This is a genomic window from Natrialba magadii ATCC 43099 (assembly GCF_000025625.1).
Lineage (GTDB): Archaea > Halobacteriota > Halobacteria > Halobacteriales > Natrialbaceae > Natrialba > Natrialba magadii.
Window position 1 is genome coordinate 2,421,450 of the sequence record NC_013922.1, and the last position, 17,473, is coordinate 2,438,922.

The window sequence follows — 17,473 nt, forward strand, 5'->3', positions numbered from 1 at the left end:
TACAATCATGCACTCCGATACCAATAATCGAATCGACTGTACCGGACGGACAAATACCTGCAGTATCTTGGGAGAGGATCGCCTGTGAGCAGCGTCCGTCTAGAGTCGATCCGAAAGGTCTACGGCGAAGAGGTCGCCGTCGACGGAATCGACCTCGAGATTCAGGACGGCGAAACGCTCGGTATCGTCGGCCCCTCCGGCTGTGGGAAGACGACCACGCTCCGGACGATCGCCGGCTTCGAAACGCCGACCGACGGCCACGTCACCTTCGATGGGATCGACGTTACACACGTCCCACCGGAGAAGCGAAATGTTGGACTAGTGTTCCAATCGTACGCCCTCTTCGAGACGAAAACGGTCCGCAAAAATGTCACGTTCGGCCTACAAATGCGCGACGTTCCGAAAGCAGAACGACGAAAACGGGCGGACGAACTGCTCGAATTGCTCGATATCGCCGATCTGGCAGACCGAAATCCTGCGACGTTGTCGGGTGGGCAACAACAACGCGTCGGACTGGCTCGCGCTCTCGCAATCGAACCTCATGTTCTCTTGCTGGACGAGCCAATGACTGGTCTCGACGCGGAACTGAAACTCAAGCTTCGCGACGAGATCGGATCGCTACTCGACGAGCTGGACGTGACCGCACTGTACGTGACTCACGATCAGGAGGAGGCGATGGCGATGTGTGATCGAATCGCTGTGCTCAACGACGGACAAGTCGAGCAGGTTGGGACGCCGGATCGCATCTACCGGCAACCTGCCAACGAGTTCGTAGCCACGTTCGTCGGAACGTCGAACATACTAACGGGCACCGCACGAAACGGTCGAATAGATCTTGGATTTACCGAACTCGTGACCGATATACAGGAGACTGGCGAGGTTACGGTCGCGGCTCGGCCTGAAGACTTCTCGCTCGGCGGTCCGGTTGATGCGACTGTCCTTGAGACGACGTACCTCGGTCAGCGAATGGATCTTCGAGCGGAACTCCCCGATGATAGTGTGGTCACCATCCACGTCGACGGCGATGCCGACTACCGGGCTGGTGATGTTGTCGGCGTCGAGATTGATCCCGAAAAGATACAGATCTTCTCGACTGGCACTCGCGAGCGCACCACCGCCGTAACGTAGCCGAGCTATTAGACTGGATTGATGACGCGAAACCTCCACAACAGAGTCGAAACGATCGCGCCGCTCGACGATCCGCGACTGGTCGGATGACTCGAAACCATCCTCGAGGCGTTGCTTCAGGACACCGAGAACAGGTGGGTCATGCAGTCAGACGGAACCTACGAACGAGCCCGCGACGAGTCGTCGACGTCTGTCGACGTCCACAAGCAGTGGATGGAGGTCATCGGTTCAGATCAGCGTCCATTCTGATACGGACTGTTGTCACTCCACCGGAGAGTGTTTGATCGGTTTCACGTCGAAATAGCTGTTACTGAACTACCGCGAGCAACCGCTCGAGTCTGTGTCGTCCCTGTCGCACGCGGGTCCCCATCGTGGCACACGCCGCAAGCACTGGATACGTGTGTTCACAGTCTGCGTAGAGATACGCCTCGAACATACCAATATCTCCTATCGTTAGTTCGCGGCGTCTTCGAATCCGATCCTGACGTTTCGCGGAACTCTCGTCACAGGCCCTCTGTAACTCGAGTAGCCGTCCCCTCGAGAGTCGAAGCGCGTTGAACTCGAGGCTGTCCAGTGGTTGGGTGAGAATCGAATCGAGATCGTCCTGAATAGCCCGCAGCTCTCGACCTGCCGAGTCGACTGCCTCTCGCTCGCGTTCGATCGCCTCGATGAGTTGGTGTCGCAACGTCACCGACTGGCCAGACATCTCGAGCAGCGGCTGTTTCAGCTGTGGGGTGAGTACCGAGTGTGACTCGAGTGCAGCTGCGAGTTCCGCACTGAACTCGCCAGCGACGTGTTCGGACAGCGACTCGTCGTAGCTGTCCTCGTAATGTGGGACGTTCATGATCGTCTCTTCGTACAGCGTTCTGACCCTCGAGAGCCCCTTCGTTGCAGTCCCCGAGACGTGCATCGTCGATCCGTTCGACCCCGCCGCACTTCCGTTTGCGTCGAGGGCCTGAAGCCGGTTATTGAACCGATCGAAGGCGCGTTTTTCAGCTATCAACACCTCATGTTCTCGGTCGATAACCCGACGGGCGGCGTCGATCGTCCGAAGGGGCGCTGGTTCAGTCACGGTTACGGCTACTCTCGGCGTCTCGATCCTAAACGTATCTAATAGTAAGAATGACCCGTACGTAGTACAATGAACGGCACAGTTGGCACACGATTCCAACACCGTTGAACCGTGTTGTGACAACACCACCGACAGTCACGAGGCGACTCCTGTCCGCTCGCAAAGAAGCATAGTCGACAGACCGGGGACTACTCATCGATCTTGTCGATGGATTACTGCAACGGGTACCGCCATTCGGCGTCACGGTCGGCGAGCGCAGCGAGGATAGACACCGATGATCGTCGCCAAATGTTACAGACCTGATTGCCGAGTGTGGCGACGCCTGGGTACTCGGGTACTCGAGTGCCTCGGGTAACACGTATAGATGCTCGTCTTTTCCAGGAGTTGTTTGCCACCGTTCTCGACTACTCCCCACTGCTCAATAGTCACCACGATCACACAATACACCAACTAGAAGCGTCTTTGGGCCGCGTCGACATCCACTGATCTGTCCGCACCGACACGAACCGCGGCACGAGAGACAAGCCACTGCCACTCATGACAGACAGTTACCGCGAGCGAACTGGCGAGCGCGTTACCGGAACCAATACCGACATCGACACCGATACCGACACCGATACTGATTCTGACACTGAAACAGATACTGAATCGGCGTCCAAACCGACGACACGTCCCGAACACGACGACGAGACCGACCGTCGCCAACCAAACGCTCGCGTTCTCCCCAGTTCTCCATCACCGGCATCAGCTTCCGATGTACACATGTCCTCGAGCGACGAAACACGTGAGTCTGACCCCAGAACAGCACTCGAGCGAATCGTCGTCCAGTACGAAGACGGGCCGAACCAGTGGACGCTCGTGCCACAGGAGGGGACAGCTGAGGAACGGCTGACGGCGTGGCTCTCGGCGGACGAGGATCTCTTCGTCGATCGATTGGCGATGCGGTAATCCCAGTCTTGTCATTCCGGAACGGTCGTACTACGCAGCAACTCGCCGAGCTGAGAACGACCGCAGGTCAAGGCCAAGGTCAAGGTCAAGATCAAGGTCGGGGCCGAGATCACGGTCGAGTACCCTGCAGTCGATATCGTCCGCTCGTCGCGTTCGGGTAACCCAGACGTGAGACTTACTTGAGTCGCTCCTGCAAGAACGATGGGTGTGCTGCCGTTACACCGTCGATATCGAGCATCTCATCCGAGATGAACTCGCCGAGTTCGTCGCCGTCCGCGGCGCGCACCTCCGCCATCAGCATGTGGTCACCACTCGAGCTGTATAACGCTTCAATCTCCGACAGTTCCTTGAGCGCCTTCGTCGCCTCGACGTAGCGTTCGCTCGCCACGTCGAGTCCGACCAGCGCGATAGTCTTACTCGAGAGCTTCTTCGGATCGACGTCGGCCGAGTAGCCGACGATGACGCCGTCGTCCTCGAGTTGGTTGATGTACTTTCTGACCGTTGGTTTCGAGACGTCGGCCCGGTTGGCGATCTCGGCGTAGGACGCCTGGGCGTCCTGCTCGAGAACCTCCAGGATCCGATCTTCCGTCGCCTGGGTACTCATGTGCGATACTTTTGCTCGGATGGGAAAATATCTTTTGTATACGAAAAAGGTCGGATAGGCTAGCGGTAGGTGGGTCAGAGCGGGCGCTGAGGCGGCGTATCGCCGGGTTTATTCGGGTGCTGTTCGGACCCTCACGAACGAATGGTCGATCCGAACGTCATCGCCGCCGCGGTCTGGTACGTCTGCGGGGGGTTGATCCTGTATCTCGGTTACCTCATCGCGGTTCGCGGCCGTGCTGACCTCCACGCGGAGTACGACGAGTCGGTCGACCCGGCGTACGTGTCTCGCTGGGCTGGCGGCACTGCGCTGGTGATGGGCGGCCTCGTCGTCGCCTACGCAACCCACCAGTTGCTGTACGGCTTCGACCCGTTCTTGCTCGGGGCCCTTATCGTCGCGCTACTCGTGTTGAGTTACGTCACGAAACTGTTCGCACGCGGGTATGGGTATCGCGGTGAGTAAGTGCGTACGGTGATCCTGCGGTGAGTAAGTGTGTACGGTAACCCATCGGTGCGCTAATAGGTGACGCGGTTCAACGAACGTGTATGTCCCCTCCAGCAGACGGTCGGGTCCCCACTCGCCACTATCTGGTGGTCGTTCTCGTTCCGCTTCTGGTTCTTCTCGCAGGCTGTACGGGGCCGCTCGCCAGTGACCTCTCAGCAAGTGATCTCGAGACGGAGTTTGACGAGACCACCCCACCTGCCGAGGTGAGCGCGACCGTCGAAATCCGCGAAGAAATCGACGGCGACGTTCGCGAACGCACAGAGGCAGTCTGGCTGCGCGACGATGGTGCCGTCCGAACCGATCCGGTCAGCGATTCGAACGGCGATCCGGGAACCCTCACCGTCAGCGACGGGGAAACCCGCTGGCATCACGACCGCGCCACCGGTTCGACGACAGCGATCGAGGTCGATCCGGACGCGTCGTCGTGGCTCGACGGCCTCTACGGCCAACAGGAGCGCTACCTCGCGGCGTACGACCTCACCGAGGCGACGGAGACGACCGTCGAGAACCGCGACAGCTACCACCTCACGTTCGAGCCACCGGCGAACGAAACTGTCGACCAATCCGTCGCGATTCTCGTCGGCGAAACCGCCTACGAACTCCCGCTCTCGACCAGCGAAGAGCCATCGGAACTGGGCGTCGACCGCGTCGAGGTCTGGCTCGACCAGGAGACCCTGTTCCCGGTCAAACACCAGATCTCGGGAGACGACCTGCTCCTCGAGACGACCTACACGGACCTCACGATCGACAGTGAGTTCGACGATGACCTGTTCGAGTTTACGCCGCCGGCTGCAAACGGCGGCGAGGGCGAAACCAAGAGCGAGGGTGAAACCGAACCGTCGCCACCGGACGACGAGAACGACACCGATTTCCTCCCGCTGCCGACGATCGAGGATCACGAGTCGATCGCCGACGCTGAGGAAACCGTTCCGTTCGCGGTCGCAGAACCGCGCCCGAGTACACTCCCCGACCGTGTCGTGTTCGACGGCGTCACGAGCTACGAGTTCCCCGACGAGGACCGCACGCAGGTTTCGGTCTTCTACCGAGGCGGGGGCGACGGCACGATAACGGTCACGACGAGTGACGGTCCGCGAGAATTCGCGACGAACGGCCACGATGTGCCCGTCGGAGACGCCACCGGCTCACTCGAACAGACCCCGCAGGGCACGGAACTGCAGTGGACCTGCGGCGAGCAGTACTATTCAGTCTATGTCGACACCCAGTTCGGCGACGACACCGCACTCGAGATCGGCCAGCAACTCGGCTGTCGCTGACCGAACTGTCCAGTTTTGTGTCTTGTCCGTCCCGCTCTCCTGTACGGCACCTCCCGACCGACTGAGACCGCGTACTCGAGTAGCCTGTCGTCTCGCACACCTGAGCAGCTGTTGTTCGGTGGTGGACGGTGGATACAAAAAACGAACGCGAGTCTCTCTCTCTCTCTCACTCTCTGCTGTCCGAACCGAAATACGACTCGACGACGGCTACTTGTGCCGTTCGAGCAGGTCGTAGCTGCGTTCCCACTCGGCGTCGTCGTCGAAGTACCGCTCTGCGAGCGGCTGGTCGGGCAGTTCGCCGACTGCCTTCTTCTCCTGGGTGTAAGACGGTCGATCGTCGTCGATGTAGTAGCGGCCGGTGAGGACGGTGCCCTCGTTGAGCACGTCTTCGGTCTCGCGCATCATCTCGGCGGCTTCGGCCCGATCGTGGACGTCGAAGTCGTAGTCGTCGGACTCCTGGACGTCGACGTAGGGCACGTACTGGCGCGCGTCCTTGTTCCAGGTTGGACACTGGGTCAGGAAGTCGATGTGTGCGAAGCCGTCGTGTTCGATGGCCTCCTTGATGATCTCCTTGGCCTGGTTCGGGTTGACCGCGGCCGTGCGGGCAACGTAGCTCGCGCCGGCGTTCAGCGACATCGACAGCGGGCGAAGCGGCGTCTTCGCGCTGCCGGATGGCTGGGTCTTCGACTTGTGGCCCTTGGGGCTGGTCGGGGAGGTCTGGCCCTTCGTCAGCCCGAAGATCTCGTTGTTGAACACGATGTAGGTCATGTCGTGGTTCTCGCGGGCCGAGTGGATGAAGTGGTTGCCACCGATCCCGTAGCCGTCGCCGTCACCGCCGGCGGCGACGACCTCGAGGTCGGGGTTGGCCAGTTTCGCGGCGCGAGCCACGGGCAGTGCGCGACCGTGGATCGTGTGGAAGCCGTACGTGTCGAGGTAGCTGTTCAGTTTGCCCGAACAGCCGATCCCGGTAACGGTCAGCACTTCCTCGGGGGTTTTGCCGACCTCCGGGAGGGCCTGCTTCAGCGCCTTCAGGACGCCGAAGTCGCCACAGCCCGGACACCAGGTCGGCTGCGGTTCGACACCGGGCGTGTACTCGTCCCGGTCGATCTCTCGTTCGTCTCCGATTGCGTTGAAAGCACTCATGGATCTGTGTTAGTCACCTGCAGCGGGTTCGATTCGGACCTGTGCGGTCGGTTCGCGCTCTTCCTCGGCAACGTTGACCTCGTAGCCCTCGACGACCTCGGCGGGCTCGAACGGGTTGCCGTTGTACTTGAGGAGGCTGGTGAGCTTCTCGCCGAAGCGGCCCAGTTCCTTCTGCAGCAGGCCGCGGAACTGTGCGCTGGCGTTCATCTCGACGACCATCGCCTCGTCGACGCTCTCTAAGAACTCCGTCACTTCCTGCTCTGGGAACGGCATCATGTCCGAGACGCTGAGCCCGCGGACGGAGTGGCCGTCCGCGTTCAGGCGATCGACTGCCTCTTCGACGGCACCCTGGCTCGATCCCCACGTGATGATACCGTACTCGGCGTCTTCCTCGCCGAAGTAGGTCTGCGTGGAGTCGCGTTCCTCGTCGAGTTCGGTCCGGATCGCCTCGAGCTTCTCGAGACGCCGGTCCATCTGAGCGACTCGGTTGTCGGGGTCCTCGCTGATGTGGCCGACTGGGCTGTGTTCGTTACCCGTCGCGAGGTAGCGCCCGTTCTTCTGGCCGGGCAGCGAGCGCGGTGCGACGCCGTCCTCGGCGGTTTCGTAGTTGAAGCGCTTGAACTTCCCGGAGTTGTCGTGTGCGGCCTCCTTCAGCTCTTCTTCGGTCAGCGTCGAGCCCAGATCCGGCGACGGCTCGCGGTCGAAGAACTCGATGTCGACGTTCTTGTTCTCGCCGGAGAGCTTCTGGTCGTAGATGAGCATGACCGGGATCTGGTAGTCCCACGCGAGGTCGAACGCGAGGCGGGTCTGCTCGTAGGCTTCCTCGATGTTCCCGGGCGCGAAGACGACGCGCTGGGAGTCGCCCTGACTCGTGTAGAGAACGTGTTCGAGGTCGGCCTGCTCGGGCTTCGTCGGCATCCCGGTCGACGGACCGGCACGCATCGACTCGACGAGCACCAGCGGCGTCTCGGTCATCTCGGCGAGGCCGAGCGGTTCGCTCATCAGCGCGAAGCCACCGCCCGAGGAACCGGACATCGCCTTCACGCCGGCGTGGCTGGCACCGACGGCCAGCGCAGCAGCAGCGATTTCGTCTTCGACCTGCTCAGAGATCCCGCCCATGTCTGGGAAGTTCTGGCTGAGGATGGTGAAGACGTCCGTCCACGGCGTCATCGGATAGCCGGCGATGAAGCGACAGCCGGCGTCGATCGCGCCGTAGGCGATCGCGTTCGATCCCGAGAGCAGTGCCTGCTCGGTGTCGTGCTCGCCAGTTGGCACGCGAAGGTCGTGTTCGAACTCGTACTCTTCGTTGACGTCCTCGTAGGCCTCGTGGAGAATGTCCAGGTTCGCCTCGAGTACGTCGCCGCTCATAGCGTCTTCCATGAGGTCCTCGATGTGCTCGAGGTCCATGTCGAGCAGCGCGGCGGTCGCGCCGACACCAGCGGTGTTGCGCATGACCTCGCGGCCGTGTTCCTTGGCGAGGCCGCGCAGGTCGAGCGGGAAGACGTGCCAGTCGTTCTCCTCGGCGCGTTCGTCCAGGTTGAGTGCCTCGACATCGTCCTCGCTGACGAGACCCTCATCGTAAATGATGACACCGCCTTCGCGGAGTTCATCCAGGTTCTCCGAGAGGGGCTTGATTTCCTCGTTGCCGTAGTAGGCCTCTTCCTGCGGGTTGCGGGCGAAGGAGTCACCCAGCGCGAGCAGGAAGTTGTAGCCATCCCCACGTGACTGTACCTCGTGTTCTGCGGCTCGGATCTCGACGTACGTGTGGCCGCCCCGGATCCGCGATGGATAGTGGCGGTGTGTAAATACGTTGAGCCCCGAACGCATCAGCGCTTTTGCGAAGTTCTGGCTCGTCGAGTCGATTCCGTCACCGGAACCCCCTGCGATTCGCCAGATAAGTTCGTCGTCGCTCATAGTAAATCAGTGGCCGGTGGGCCAACCGTAGCGGAGATTTGCCCCACTTGCCCTAAAGCCTTTGCTATAGATTACCAAGGATCTATCGTGAAGAATCTATACTCGCCGGCCTAACCCCTACGAACAATCATTACTAAGTGGGCGTAACTGTGCAGAATTGTCCACATTTTCACCCCCGATACAGTCCGATACGTGACACTATTTGCGCTGTTGAACGAGCACACGTACACACTCATCATCGGAGCAGCCTGTACACACCGTACCCAAGACCCACACCAATCACGACTCCAGCAAGCGACCCAAGACGGACGCCATCGTCCTGCCCGACTGTCTGCACGACCAGGACGAGAGTACACGCATATTCGACCCCCGCAGTCCCGAGTATCAGTCTGAACTGCAGGTCCGTCACGGCGATTCGTTCGAAGAGACCCAGTAGCCTTAGTATCATAACACCAACACAAATAAATTAGTACGTTCTTTGATGAGTCTCCTCCAATCTCGCACCGAGTAGTTCATTGGCGGACAGTTCGGCGCGGTAAACACGCATGGACACCAACCACGATACATCTGACCACGCCGCACCGGACCACGCCGCACCCGAACACGCCGCACCCGAACACGCCGCACCCGAACACGCCGGCCAACTCCACCACGTCGAACTCTGCACCACGGACCTCGAGTCGTCGGTCGACTTCTGGGACTGGCTGCTCCGTGCACTCGAGTACGAACCCAAAAACGAGTGGGCGGGTGGCCGCTCCTGGATCAACGGGCCGACATACATCGTCGTCAAAGAGACCGACACAGACGATCCGTTCGACCGACGCGCGCCGGGACTGGACCACCTCGCGTTCCACGCGGCATCCCGAGCGCAGGTCGACGAACTCACCGCAGGCGTCCGCGAGCGGGGTGATTCGAGCGTTCTCTACGACGACCAGCATCCCTACGCTGGCGGCTACTACGCGCTCTACTGTGAGAGCCCAACGGGGATTACCGTCGAAGTCGTCGGTCCGGAGTAACTGCTGCGCCAGCTCGCGGCCTCTTCGTGGTGTTCACGGACGGGCCCTGTATCCCTGAGTTCCGACCGACGTCGAGACTACGACTCGAGTACCGTCGACGGCGAAACCGGCTCCAGACCCAACTCGGCGGCGTACTCCTCGAGGAACGTCGCCCGCTTACCGATCTCTCCGGGACGGTGGGAGTCAGAGCCGATCGTCACCGGCACGTCGTACTCGCGCAGCGTCGACAGAAACGCCGACGACGGGTGGACGATCTCGGCATCCGTGAGTGCTCGACCCGCGTTGAGTTCTGGGATGGTACTCGAGTCCGCGAACGCCTGGGCGACTCGGCGGTAGTGGTCCGTGGTTGCGCGGCCGCGAAGCGGCGGGGTGCGTTCGATCAGGTCGACGTGGGCGGCGATGTCGAACAGTTCTGACTCGATGAGCGAGACGAGGGTGTCGAAGTAGTCGTCGACGACGGCATTGAGCTCGTCGTCGGTCCGCTCTGTGAACGCCGAGGGTATCTGGACGTTATCGCCGTCGACGGTGTGGACGCTGCCGATGCTGTAGTCGAAGCCGGCATCGTCGAGAAAGGCCTCGATTTTGGTCTCGTCGCGCGGATTGTAGTCCATTTCGACGGCGTCGTAGATGGAGACCGACGTTTCCTCGCGGACGCGCTCGATGCCCTCGCGGCGGCGTTCGTAGGTGAGATCGAGGTTGAAGCCGTACAGTGTGCGCATGCTGTCAGCACCGGTACGGTCGGCGACGTTGCAGTGGTCTGCGAAACCGATTCCGTCGAGATCGGCGGATTCGGCGGCGCGGACCATGCCTCTGAGAAAGCTCCCGTCCGAGTAGTTCGAATGGACGTGGAAGTCGTGCATATCGGAGACACGGCGAACGATGGGTTAGGTGTTGTGACCGATGCAAGTGCGCGCGTGCTGTACGCCGTGTCGCGTTCTCAAACCCCAGAAAAGCCTGTAACCGGCGCGAGCCTACTTGTTTTGCGGCCTACTCGTTTTGCGGGTTGCTCGGATGGTAGTCGGTGTCGTACTCGCCGGGCTGGTCGTCGACGCGGTCGGGATTGAGCCGACCCGAGAGCAGCATGAAGTCGACCAGCGTCAGCGCGAGCATCGCCTCGACGACCGGCACGCCACGGGGCGGGAGAACGGGGTCGTGCCGACCGATGACCTTCTCCTCTTTCAGTTCGCCGGTCTCCCAGTCGGCAGTCTGCTGGCTTTTCGGAATCGAGGTCGGTGCGTGGAGGGTGACCTCGCCGTAGATCGGTTCGCCCGAGCTAATGCCGCCCTGGATGCCGCCGTGGTCGTTCTCGACGGGCGTCGGATCCCCGTCCGAATCGAACTCCCAGTCGTCGTTTCGCTCCTTTCCGGTCCACTCCGCGGCCTCTGTTCCGAGGCCGAACTCGAACGCCGTCGTCGCCGGCACTGCCATCATCGCCTGCCCGAGTCGCGCCGAGAGCGAGTCAAAGCGGGGCGCGCCGAGTCCGACGGGGACTCCCTGCGCCTCGAAGTAGATCGAACCGCCGATCGAGTCGCCCTCCTCCTGGTACTCCTCGATCAGTTCCTGCATTTCGGCGGCCGTCTCGGGGTGTGCACAGCGCACGTCGTTCTCCTCGGAGTGCTCTAGCATCTCCTCGAAGCTGACCTCGGGCGCTTCGATATCGCCGATCTGGTTGACGTGGGCCTTGAGTTCGATGCCCTCGCGGGCGAGCAACTTCTTCGCGATTGCACCCGCTGCGACCCAGTTGACCGTCTCCCGCGCCGAGGAGCGGCCGCCGCCGCCCCAGTTTCGCGTGCCGAACTTTGCTGAGTACGTAAAGTCCCCGTGCGACGGCCGCGGCGCGGTGATGAAGGGCTCGTACTTGCCCGAGCGCGCGTCCTTGTTCTGGATCACGAGCCCGATTGGTGTGCCGGTGGTGTAGCCGTCCTGAATCCCGGACTTGATCGAGACATCGTCGGGTTCGCCGCGGCTGGTCGTGATCATCGACTGACCCGGCTTGCGCCGGTCCAGGTCGGCCTGAATATCCTCCTCGGAGAGCTCGAGGCCGGCGGGGCAGCCGGAGATGGTACACCCCATCGCCTCGCCGTGGCTCTCACCGAACGTGGTCACCTGAAAGAGGCGACCGAACCGATTGCCGTTCATTGGCTCCCCCTCGGAGACGCGGACACTTAGCCCTGCAGGATCCCTGCGAATTTTCGCCGCTGCTGGCGTTCGGGTAGACTCGACTCGAGTCGGGTGCCATCCCTGACAGTCACCACTCAGTACCCACCACCATCAGGAAACCACCACCACCCAGCACCTTACCCGCGAAGCGAATCCAGCCGCACCGCCGCGAGCGGCACGAGCATCTCCTCGCGCGTGAGCCCACCGTGCAGGCCGATCTGGTCCCCAACCGCGCTCTCGTCGGTGCCCGGCAGCGGCCACGACAGCCCGCGATTGCGGTGGATGACGAGCAGGTCGCCACAGCGCGATTCGAACAGCGACGACGGCACCCCGGGGCCGAACAGGTCCCCCTCCAGTGCCACCTCACGAGTGACGATCATCGCCTCGTCTCCGAGGTGGGTCTCGAGTCGCTCCCGAACGTCAGCGATTCGATCGGGCTGTACGTGGAAGTGGACGTTTCGCGGACTGCCGGTCGGCAGCCGCGGCTCGCCGTGTTCGTCGCGTCGGAACGACTCACGAATGGCCGGCCAGTCGTCCCACGTCCCCATCTCGATGTTCTCCGAGGGTACGGTATCGACGAGTCCGTGATCCGCCGTCACCAGTAGGAGCGTCCGCTCGGCGGCGGAGGACTCGAGTGCCCCCACGAATTCCTGCTGGAGCTGCGTCGTGATCGTGGCGAGTTCGTCCTGATACCGGTCGGCTGTCGTCCCTTCGACGTGGGACACCGCGTCGATGGTCGGTTCGTAGGCGTAGATGTACGTCGGCATCCGCGTCGGTGTCGACGTTGCGGTTGACGACGGCCCCGATCCAGACGACTCACACACCTCTCGGATGGTCGCCGCGAGGTCTGTCGGGTCGTCGTACCCGATCCGCTCTGCGCCGGCCGTGCTGGCGCGGCTGTACCCCGAGTCCGCGTACGCCTCGGGCTGAATAACGTAGCTGTCGATTCCCTCGTCGGCTGCCCGTGCGTACAGCGTCTCGGCGTCGAACAGCTCACGCGGGTCCGCGTCTGGCGCGACGGACTCGAGTGGCTCGCCGCTCGTCGTCAGGAACGGAAGCGTCGTGATCACCTGGTCGGCTGATTCGAGGTACTGATACCAGCCGAGAAGGCCGTGTTCAACGGGCAGCGAACCGGTCTGGAGGGTCGTAATCGCTGCGGCGGTTTCGGAAGGGTAGATCGAGGTGAGCGGCGTGACGGTTCCCTGGTCGGTAATCCGGGCGAGCAGGTCGTGGTCGCGATAGTCGCGCTTCCAGTGTTCGTAGCCGAAGCCGTCGAGGAGGAACAGGACGACGGTGTCGATGCCGTCGAGGTCCACGCCATCGAAGACGGATTTTGGGAGTCGGTGCTCGAACGTGTCTGAACTCGAGTGCGAAAGCAGCGAGAGCGCGGTTTCGGGAACGTTGGCGACGCAGTAGTCGTCGTACGCGGGGAACCAGTACTCACCCCGACCGGCATCTTCATCTGTACCGGTATTCCCGTCGCCCCTGGTGAAATCGCCACCTGCCCGTTGTGTCGTGAACAGCTGTCGTTCCACCGACTCCTGAAGCATAGCCCGTCGTTCGACACACGGCCAATAAGTCCTGCCGGTGGTCTGCGACGTTGTCACATATCGCCGTTACGCCGAGCGTACTCGAGTAGACCTGTCTGTATCAGTCAGGCGTCTCGCTCAACCGACACACCCAGCTCCGCCAGCATCTCGAAGAAGCCGGGGAACGAGACGTCGACGTGCTCCGCGCCGCGAATCGTCGTCTCGCCCTCCGCGACCAGCCCCGCCAGCGCGAGCGCCATGATAATCCGGTGGTCGCCCCGGCCCTCGACGGTCGCGCCCTCGAGTACCGACTCGTCGCCGTGGACCGTCAGCGAGTCCTGTTCTTCGGTCGTCTCGACGCCCAGTTTCCCGAGTTCCTCGGCCATCGCGCTCACGCGGTCGGTCTCCTTGTAGCGGACGTGTTCGGCGTTCGTGATGTGCGTGTCTCCGTCGGCGACCGCGCCGAGGGTCGCGATGGTCGGCAGCAGATCCGGCGTGTCCTCGACCGAGACCTCGATGCCCTCGAGTGTCTTTGCTTGCACGTCGATCGTCCCGCCCGATCGATCCCAGTCGACGGTCGCACCCATTCGGTCGACGATGTCGACGATGGCAGTGTCACCCTGTGCGCTCGGGTGTGCACCCTCGATGCGGACGCCGCCGTCGCCCGCGATAGCGCCCGCCGCGAGCGGGTAGGAGATCGACGAGAAGTCGCCCGGGACGGCGTACTCGCCGTCGGCCGGGTCGTAGGTCTGGCCGCCCTCGACCGAAAATCCGGTGTCCGTTTTGCGTGCCTCGACGCCGAACGCCTCGAGCACTTCGAGCGTGATGTCGACGTAGGGCGCGGATTTGAGTGCCGTCTCGAGTTCGATTACGAGTCCCTCGTCGGTTACCGCACCAGCCATCAGCAAGGCCGTGATGTACTGCGAGGAGACGTCGCCCGGAATCGAGACGGTTCCGCCCGAGAGCGGGCCGGTGACGACGAGCGGTGCCTGACCGTTCCCGCGGGTACTCAGTGCCTCGCCGCCGAGATCGGCGACGGCCTCGAGCAGTGGTCCCTGCGGGCGCGAGCGCAGCGACTCGTCGCCGGTGAGCACCGATGTCCCGTCTGCGAGTGCGGCTGCGGCGGTGACGAGGCGCATCGTCGTCCCGCTGTTGTCACAGTCGATGACGTCCGCGGGGACGCCGGGGCGACCGCTGAAGCCCTCGATCTCGAGTGTGCTGTCCTGGCGCTCGACATTGCCGCCGAACAGATCGACGGCGCGGGCGGTCGCCTGCGTGTCGGCGCTCCAGAGGGCGTCCCGGACGGTCGTCTGCTCGGCGTAGCCGGCGGCGAGAATTGCCCGGTGGGTGTAGCTCTTCGAGGGGGGCGCTCGCGCGGTTCCCGCGACGCGCGAGGGCGTGATGGTGACGGTCGTGTCGTTCATGCTCGGGGTGTGGACCGGCCGGCCTATACCGGTACCGGTCGCGCCAGTATCTGTGCTCGTGCTGTCGGTTGGTGGCAACGCAACGAACCACAGCGTACCACGCCACTGCACACTACACCACTACGAACCACACTACAGCGTACTACACTGCAGCCCACCATACTACAGCGTACACTGCAGCGTACTACACTACAGCCCACCATACGACAGCGTACACACTGCAGCGTACCGCACCACTCCGTGTCTCCGCGGACAGCGAGCTACGGACAGCCCACCGACGCTGCGACCTCATCGAGCGGCTCCTCGACGGTCGCACTCGAGACCTCGTAACTCAGCTCCGAACAGGTCCAGAACAGACTGTCAATCCGGCCCCGCCGACGGTAGGCCGTGTGGCCGTTGACCGCGGTCTGCTCGAGTGTATCCGTGCTGAATCGCGGCTCCGTTCGGACGGCGACGTAGACTTCACGCTCCGGCCGCCCAGGATCGATGTACCACAGCATCGTCGTCGGGCCGGTCTGTCGCTCCTTCTCGACGAGCGTGACTCGATCGAGTTCGTACGGCGCTGGCACGTCGGGTTCGGGAAGGTCGTACGGCGCGTCCGCCGCGGCCGCCTCGATCGAGTCGTAGATCCCGCTCGGCTCGAGTCCGATCGTGACGACCTCGGTCTCCGCGGGCGGCTCGTAGACGAACGTTTCTGGGTCGAGGTCCGGGTCGATCTCGAGATCCTCGTAGGTCACTGTCAGCCGGTGGAGCAACTCTCCATCGCCGCTCCGGACGTCATCGCGCTCTTTGATCGGATACCGGCGCTCGTCGTCGATCCAGATCGTCCGTGAGACGGTGGCCTCGTCCAGCTCCGACTCGGAGACCGTCTCGAGTGGAATCCGATACACCGTTTCGCCAACCAGTAAGTCGATGGAACGCCCAGCATCGTCGCCCGCAGGGTCGATCGGACTTGCTTCGATCCGGCGAGCGTCGCGGCCATCGACAGTGTCGAAGCCGTCGTCGCTGAGGTCGTAGTTCGTGCGGAGGCTCTCGAGTGCGAGCCGTGGCCCGTCGGCGACGACCCGGTTCGGGTGGTGGCGCTTCATCACGAGTCGCTCCTCGGGGTAGTAGTCCCAGGAAATCTCGCGGTTCGTGACCGACACCGTTCCCGCAGCCGGATCATCGTCGTCAGACCGACGAACTGCGCGTCGCTTCTCGGCCGGCGGCTTGCGGTAGATCTCCTCGACCTGTGTCGTCGTCTCGTCAGGTGTTTCTGCCGTCACCCGTCGTCGTGCCTGGAGATCAGTGAGCGCGATGCGAGTCTCGATTGCGTCTTCAATGTACTCCTCGCCGGTCTTCTCGTCGGTTTCGTCTTCGTCCGCAGGCAGTGAGACACAGCCTGCGAGGGCGACAACAACACCCGTCGAAAGGAGCCGGCGGCGGCGCATACTCGTGGGTTGGAACCGTCAGCCATAAGTCTATGGTTCCGCGAACGCTTTCGCTGAATATATCGGTGAACCGCCAGGCAGCGGCGACCCCATCCGAGACCCTCGACATTATGTGCGGTCGGTCACACGAGAACGTATGAACGACCCCGTCGACCTCACCCCGCTGCGGACGGCACTCGAGACAGACGACCTGGACGGCTACCTCATCGACGCCGACGCGTCCGATTCGGACCAGCGCTACGTCTCCGGCTTTACCGCGCCGGATCCCTACCAGACGCTCGTCACTCAGGACGGCGTCCACCTGCTGGTGTCGGGACTCGAGTACGGCCGCGCGGAGTCGGAGGCTGCCGCGGACTCGGTGTCCCGGCTGTCGGCGTACGACTACCACGAGCACCGCGCCGAGCACGGCCCGTACGGCGGAAAACTGCACACGCTCGCGGCGTTTCTGGCGGACCACGACGTCGAGTCGGTCGCGGTTCCACGTTCGTTCCCGACCGGGACCGCGGACGGCCTGCGCGAACAGGGGCTGACGGTGACGGTCGAGAGCGAGGGAATCGTCGAGGGAATTCGCGCGACGAAGACGCCCTGGGAGGTCAACCAGATTCGGGCGACCCAGCAGGCGAACGAGGCCGCGATGGCGACCGCGGAGCGACTCATCGCGAGCGCAGAGATCGATGACGACGGCGGACTCGTCCTGGACGGCACGCCGCTCACCAGCGAGCGCGTCACAGAGGAGATCGAGGTAACGCTGCTGCGCCACGGCTGCGGACTCGACGACACGATCGTCGCCTGCGCCGCGGACGGGGCGGACCCCCACGACCGCGGCAGCGGCCAGCTCACGGCAAACGACCTCATCGTGATCGACATCTTCCCGCGAGACAAAGAGACGGGCTACTTCGGCGACATGACACGGACGTTCGCCCGCGGCGAACCGAGCGAGGAGATGGAGCGACGCTACGAGGTTACTCGAGAAGCCTACGAGGCAGGGCTCGAAGCGGTCGAGCCGGGTGTCACTGGAGAGGCTGTCCACGACGTGGTCTGTGACGTGATCGAAGACGCGGGCTACGAGACGCTGCGCAGTGATCCGAACGCCGAAACCGGTTTCATCCACAGCACCGGCCACGGCGTTGGGCTGGACATTCACGAGGAGCCACGGGTCTCCCCAAGCGGCGGGGAACTCGAGCCGGGCCACGTTATCTCGATCGAACCGGGCATCTACGACCCTGCTGTCGGCGGCGTCCGAATCGAAGACCTCGTCGTCGTCACCGAGGACGGCTACGAGAACCTGACGGAGTACCGCGTTGGACTCGAGCCGGTCGCCGCATAGTCT

Annotated in this window: 15 protein-coding genes; 6 read left to right on the forward strand and 9 right to left on the reverse strand. The window is 62.7% G+C overall.

What is annotated here, in order from left to right; all coding sequences use genetic code 11:
- The first annotated feature begins 84 nt into the window (after positions 1–84).
- On the forward strand, positions 85–1,128 hold the full coding sequence (locus NMAG_RS11390) for an ABC transporter ATP-binding protein (RefSeq protein WP_004215494.1): 1,044 nt from the start codon (positions 85–87) through the stop codon (positions 1,126–1,128).
- Between the two features lie 307 nt (positions 1,129–1,435).
- On the opposite strand, the gene NMAG_RS11395 is transcribed toward NMAG_RS11390, so the two are convergent.
- On the reverse strand, positions 1,436–2,200 hold the full coding sequence (locus tag NMAG_RS11395; RefSeq protein ID WP_004215492.1) for a DUF7260 family protein: 765 nt from the start codon (positions 2,198–2,200) through the stop codon (positions 1,436–1,438).
- A 537-nt stretch (positions 2,201–2,737) separates the two neighbouring features.
- On the opposite strand from NMAG_RS11395, the gene NMAG_RS11400 reads away from it, so the two are divergent.
- Entirely contained in the window at positions 2,738–3,148 is a 411-nt protein-coding gene (locus NMAG_RS11400; RefSeq protein WP_004215491.1) for a DUF7511 domain-containing protein, read from the forward strand.
- Between the two features lie 175 nt (positions 3,149–3,323).
- Here NMAG_RS11400 and lrpA1 read toward each other — a convergent pair whose 3' ends face one another.
- Positions 3,324–3,752, reverse strand: a complete 429-nt coding sequence (lrpA1, locus tag NMAG_RS11405) for an HTH-type transcriptional regulator LrpA1 (RefSeq protein WP_004215490.1) — start codon at positions 3,750–3,752, stop codon at positions 3,324–3,326.
- 141 nt (positions 3,753–3,893) lie between these two features.
- Here lrpA1 and NMAG_RS11410 point away from each other — a divergent pair, with 141 nt between their 5' ends.
- Together NMAG_RS11410 and NMAG_RS11415 are read left to right on the forward strand one after the other, a co-directional pair.
- Positions 3,894–4,211 (forward strand): hypothetical protein, encoded by a 318-nt coding sequence (locus NMAG_RS11410; RefSeq protein WP_004215489.1) that lies wholly within the window; start codon positions 3,894–3,896, stop codon positions 4,209–4,211.
- Between the two features lie 83 nt (positions 4,212–4,294).
- Positions 4,295–5,527, forward strand: coding sequence for a LolA family protein (locus NMAG_RS11415; protein WP_012996671.1), 1,233 nt, complete (start codon positions 4,295–4,297; stop codon positions 5,525–5,527).
- A 207-nt stretch (positions 5,528–5,734) separates the two neighbouring features.
- On the opposite strand, the gene NMAG_RS11420 is transcribed toward NMAG_RS11415, so the two are convergent.
- Positions 5,735–6,670, reverse strand: coding sequence for a thiamine pyrophosphate-dependent enzyme (locus tag NMAG_RS11420; RefSeq protein WP_004215487.1), 936 nt, complete (start codon positions 6,668–6,670; stop codon positions 5,735–5,737).
- Between the two features lie 9 nt (positions 6,671–6,679).
- The gene (locus NMAG_RS11425) at positions 6,680–8,584 is read right to left on the reverse strand and encodes a 2-oxoacid:acceptor oxidoreductase subunit alpha (protein ID WP_004215486.1); all 1,905 of its coding nucleotides are present in this window, start codon (positions 8,582–8,584) and stop codon (positions 6,680–6,682) included.
- A 545-nt stretch (positions 8,585–9,129) separates the two neighbouring features.
- On the opposite strand from NMAG_RS11425, the gene NMAG_RS11435 reads away from it, so the two are divergent.
- Positions 9,130–9,600, forward strand: coding sequence for a VOC family protein (locus NMAG_RS11435; protein ID WP_004215482.1), 471 nt, complete (start codon positions 9,130–9,132; stop codon positions 9,598–9,600).
- Positions 9,601–9,677: 77 nt separating this feature from the next.
- Here the strand turns inward: NMAG_RS11435 and NMAG_RS11440 are convergent, their stop codons facing one another.
- The 5 genes from NMAG_RS11440 to NMAG_RS11460 form a co-directional block, all read right to left on the reverse strand.
- Positions 9,678–10,460 carry a PHP domain-containing protein gene (locus NMAG_RS11440; RefSeq protein ID WP_004215481.1) on the reverse strand — a complete coding sequence of 261 codons (783 nt, stop codon included), beginning with the start codon at positions 10,458–10,460 and terminating at the stop codon, positions 9,678–9,680.
- 127 nt (positions 10,461–10,587) lie between these two features.
- Positions 10,588–11,739: a chorismate synthase gene (aroC, locus tag NMAG_RS11445; protein WP_004215480.1), complete on the reverse strand. Its 1,152-nt coding sequence runs from the start codon at positions 11,737–11,739 to the stop codon at positions 10,588–10,590.
- Between the two features lie 158 nt (positions 11,740–11,897).
- The gene (locus NMAG_RS11450) at positions 11,898–13,310 is read right to left on the reverse strand and encodes an alkaline phosphatase family protein (RefSeq protein WP_004215479.1); all 1,413 of its coding nucleotides are present in this window, start codon (positions 13,308–13,310) and stop codon (positions 11,898–11,900) included.
- Between the two features lie 104 nt (positions 13,311–13,414).
- On the reverse strand, positions 13,415–14,713 hold the full coding sequence (gene aroA, locus NMAG_RS11455) for a 3-phosphoshikimate 1-carboxyvinyltransferase (RefSeq protein ID WP_004215477.1): 1,299 nt from the start codon (positions 14,711–14,713) through the stop codon (positions 13,415–13,417).
- Positions 14,714–14,973: 260 nt separating this feature from the next.
- Positions 14,974–16,143: a LolA family protein gene (locus NMAG_RS11460; RefSeq protein ID WP_004215476.1), complete on the reverse strand. Its 1,170-nt coding sequence runs from the start codon at positions 16,141–16,143 to the stop codon at positions 14,974–14,976.
- Between the two features lie 136 nt (positions 16,144–16,279).
- Here NMAG_RS11460 and NMAG_RS11465 point away from each other — a divergent pair, with 136 nt between their 5' ends.
- Positions 16,280–17,470, forward strand: coding sequence for a M24 family metallopeptidase (locus tag NMAG_RS11465; protein WP_004215475.1), 1,191 nt, complete (start codon positions 16,280–16,282; stop codon positions 17,468–17,470).
- Positions 17,471–17,473: the final 3 nt, after the last annotated feature.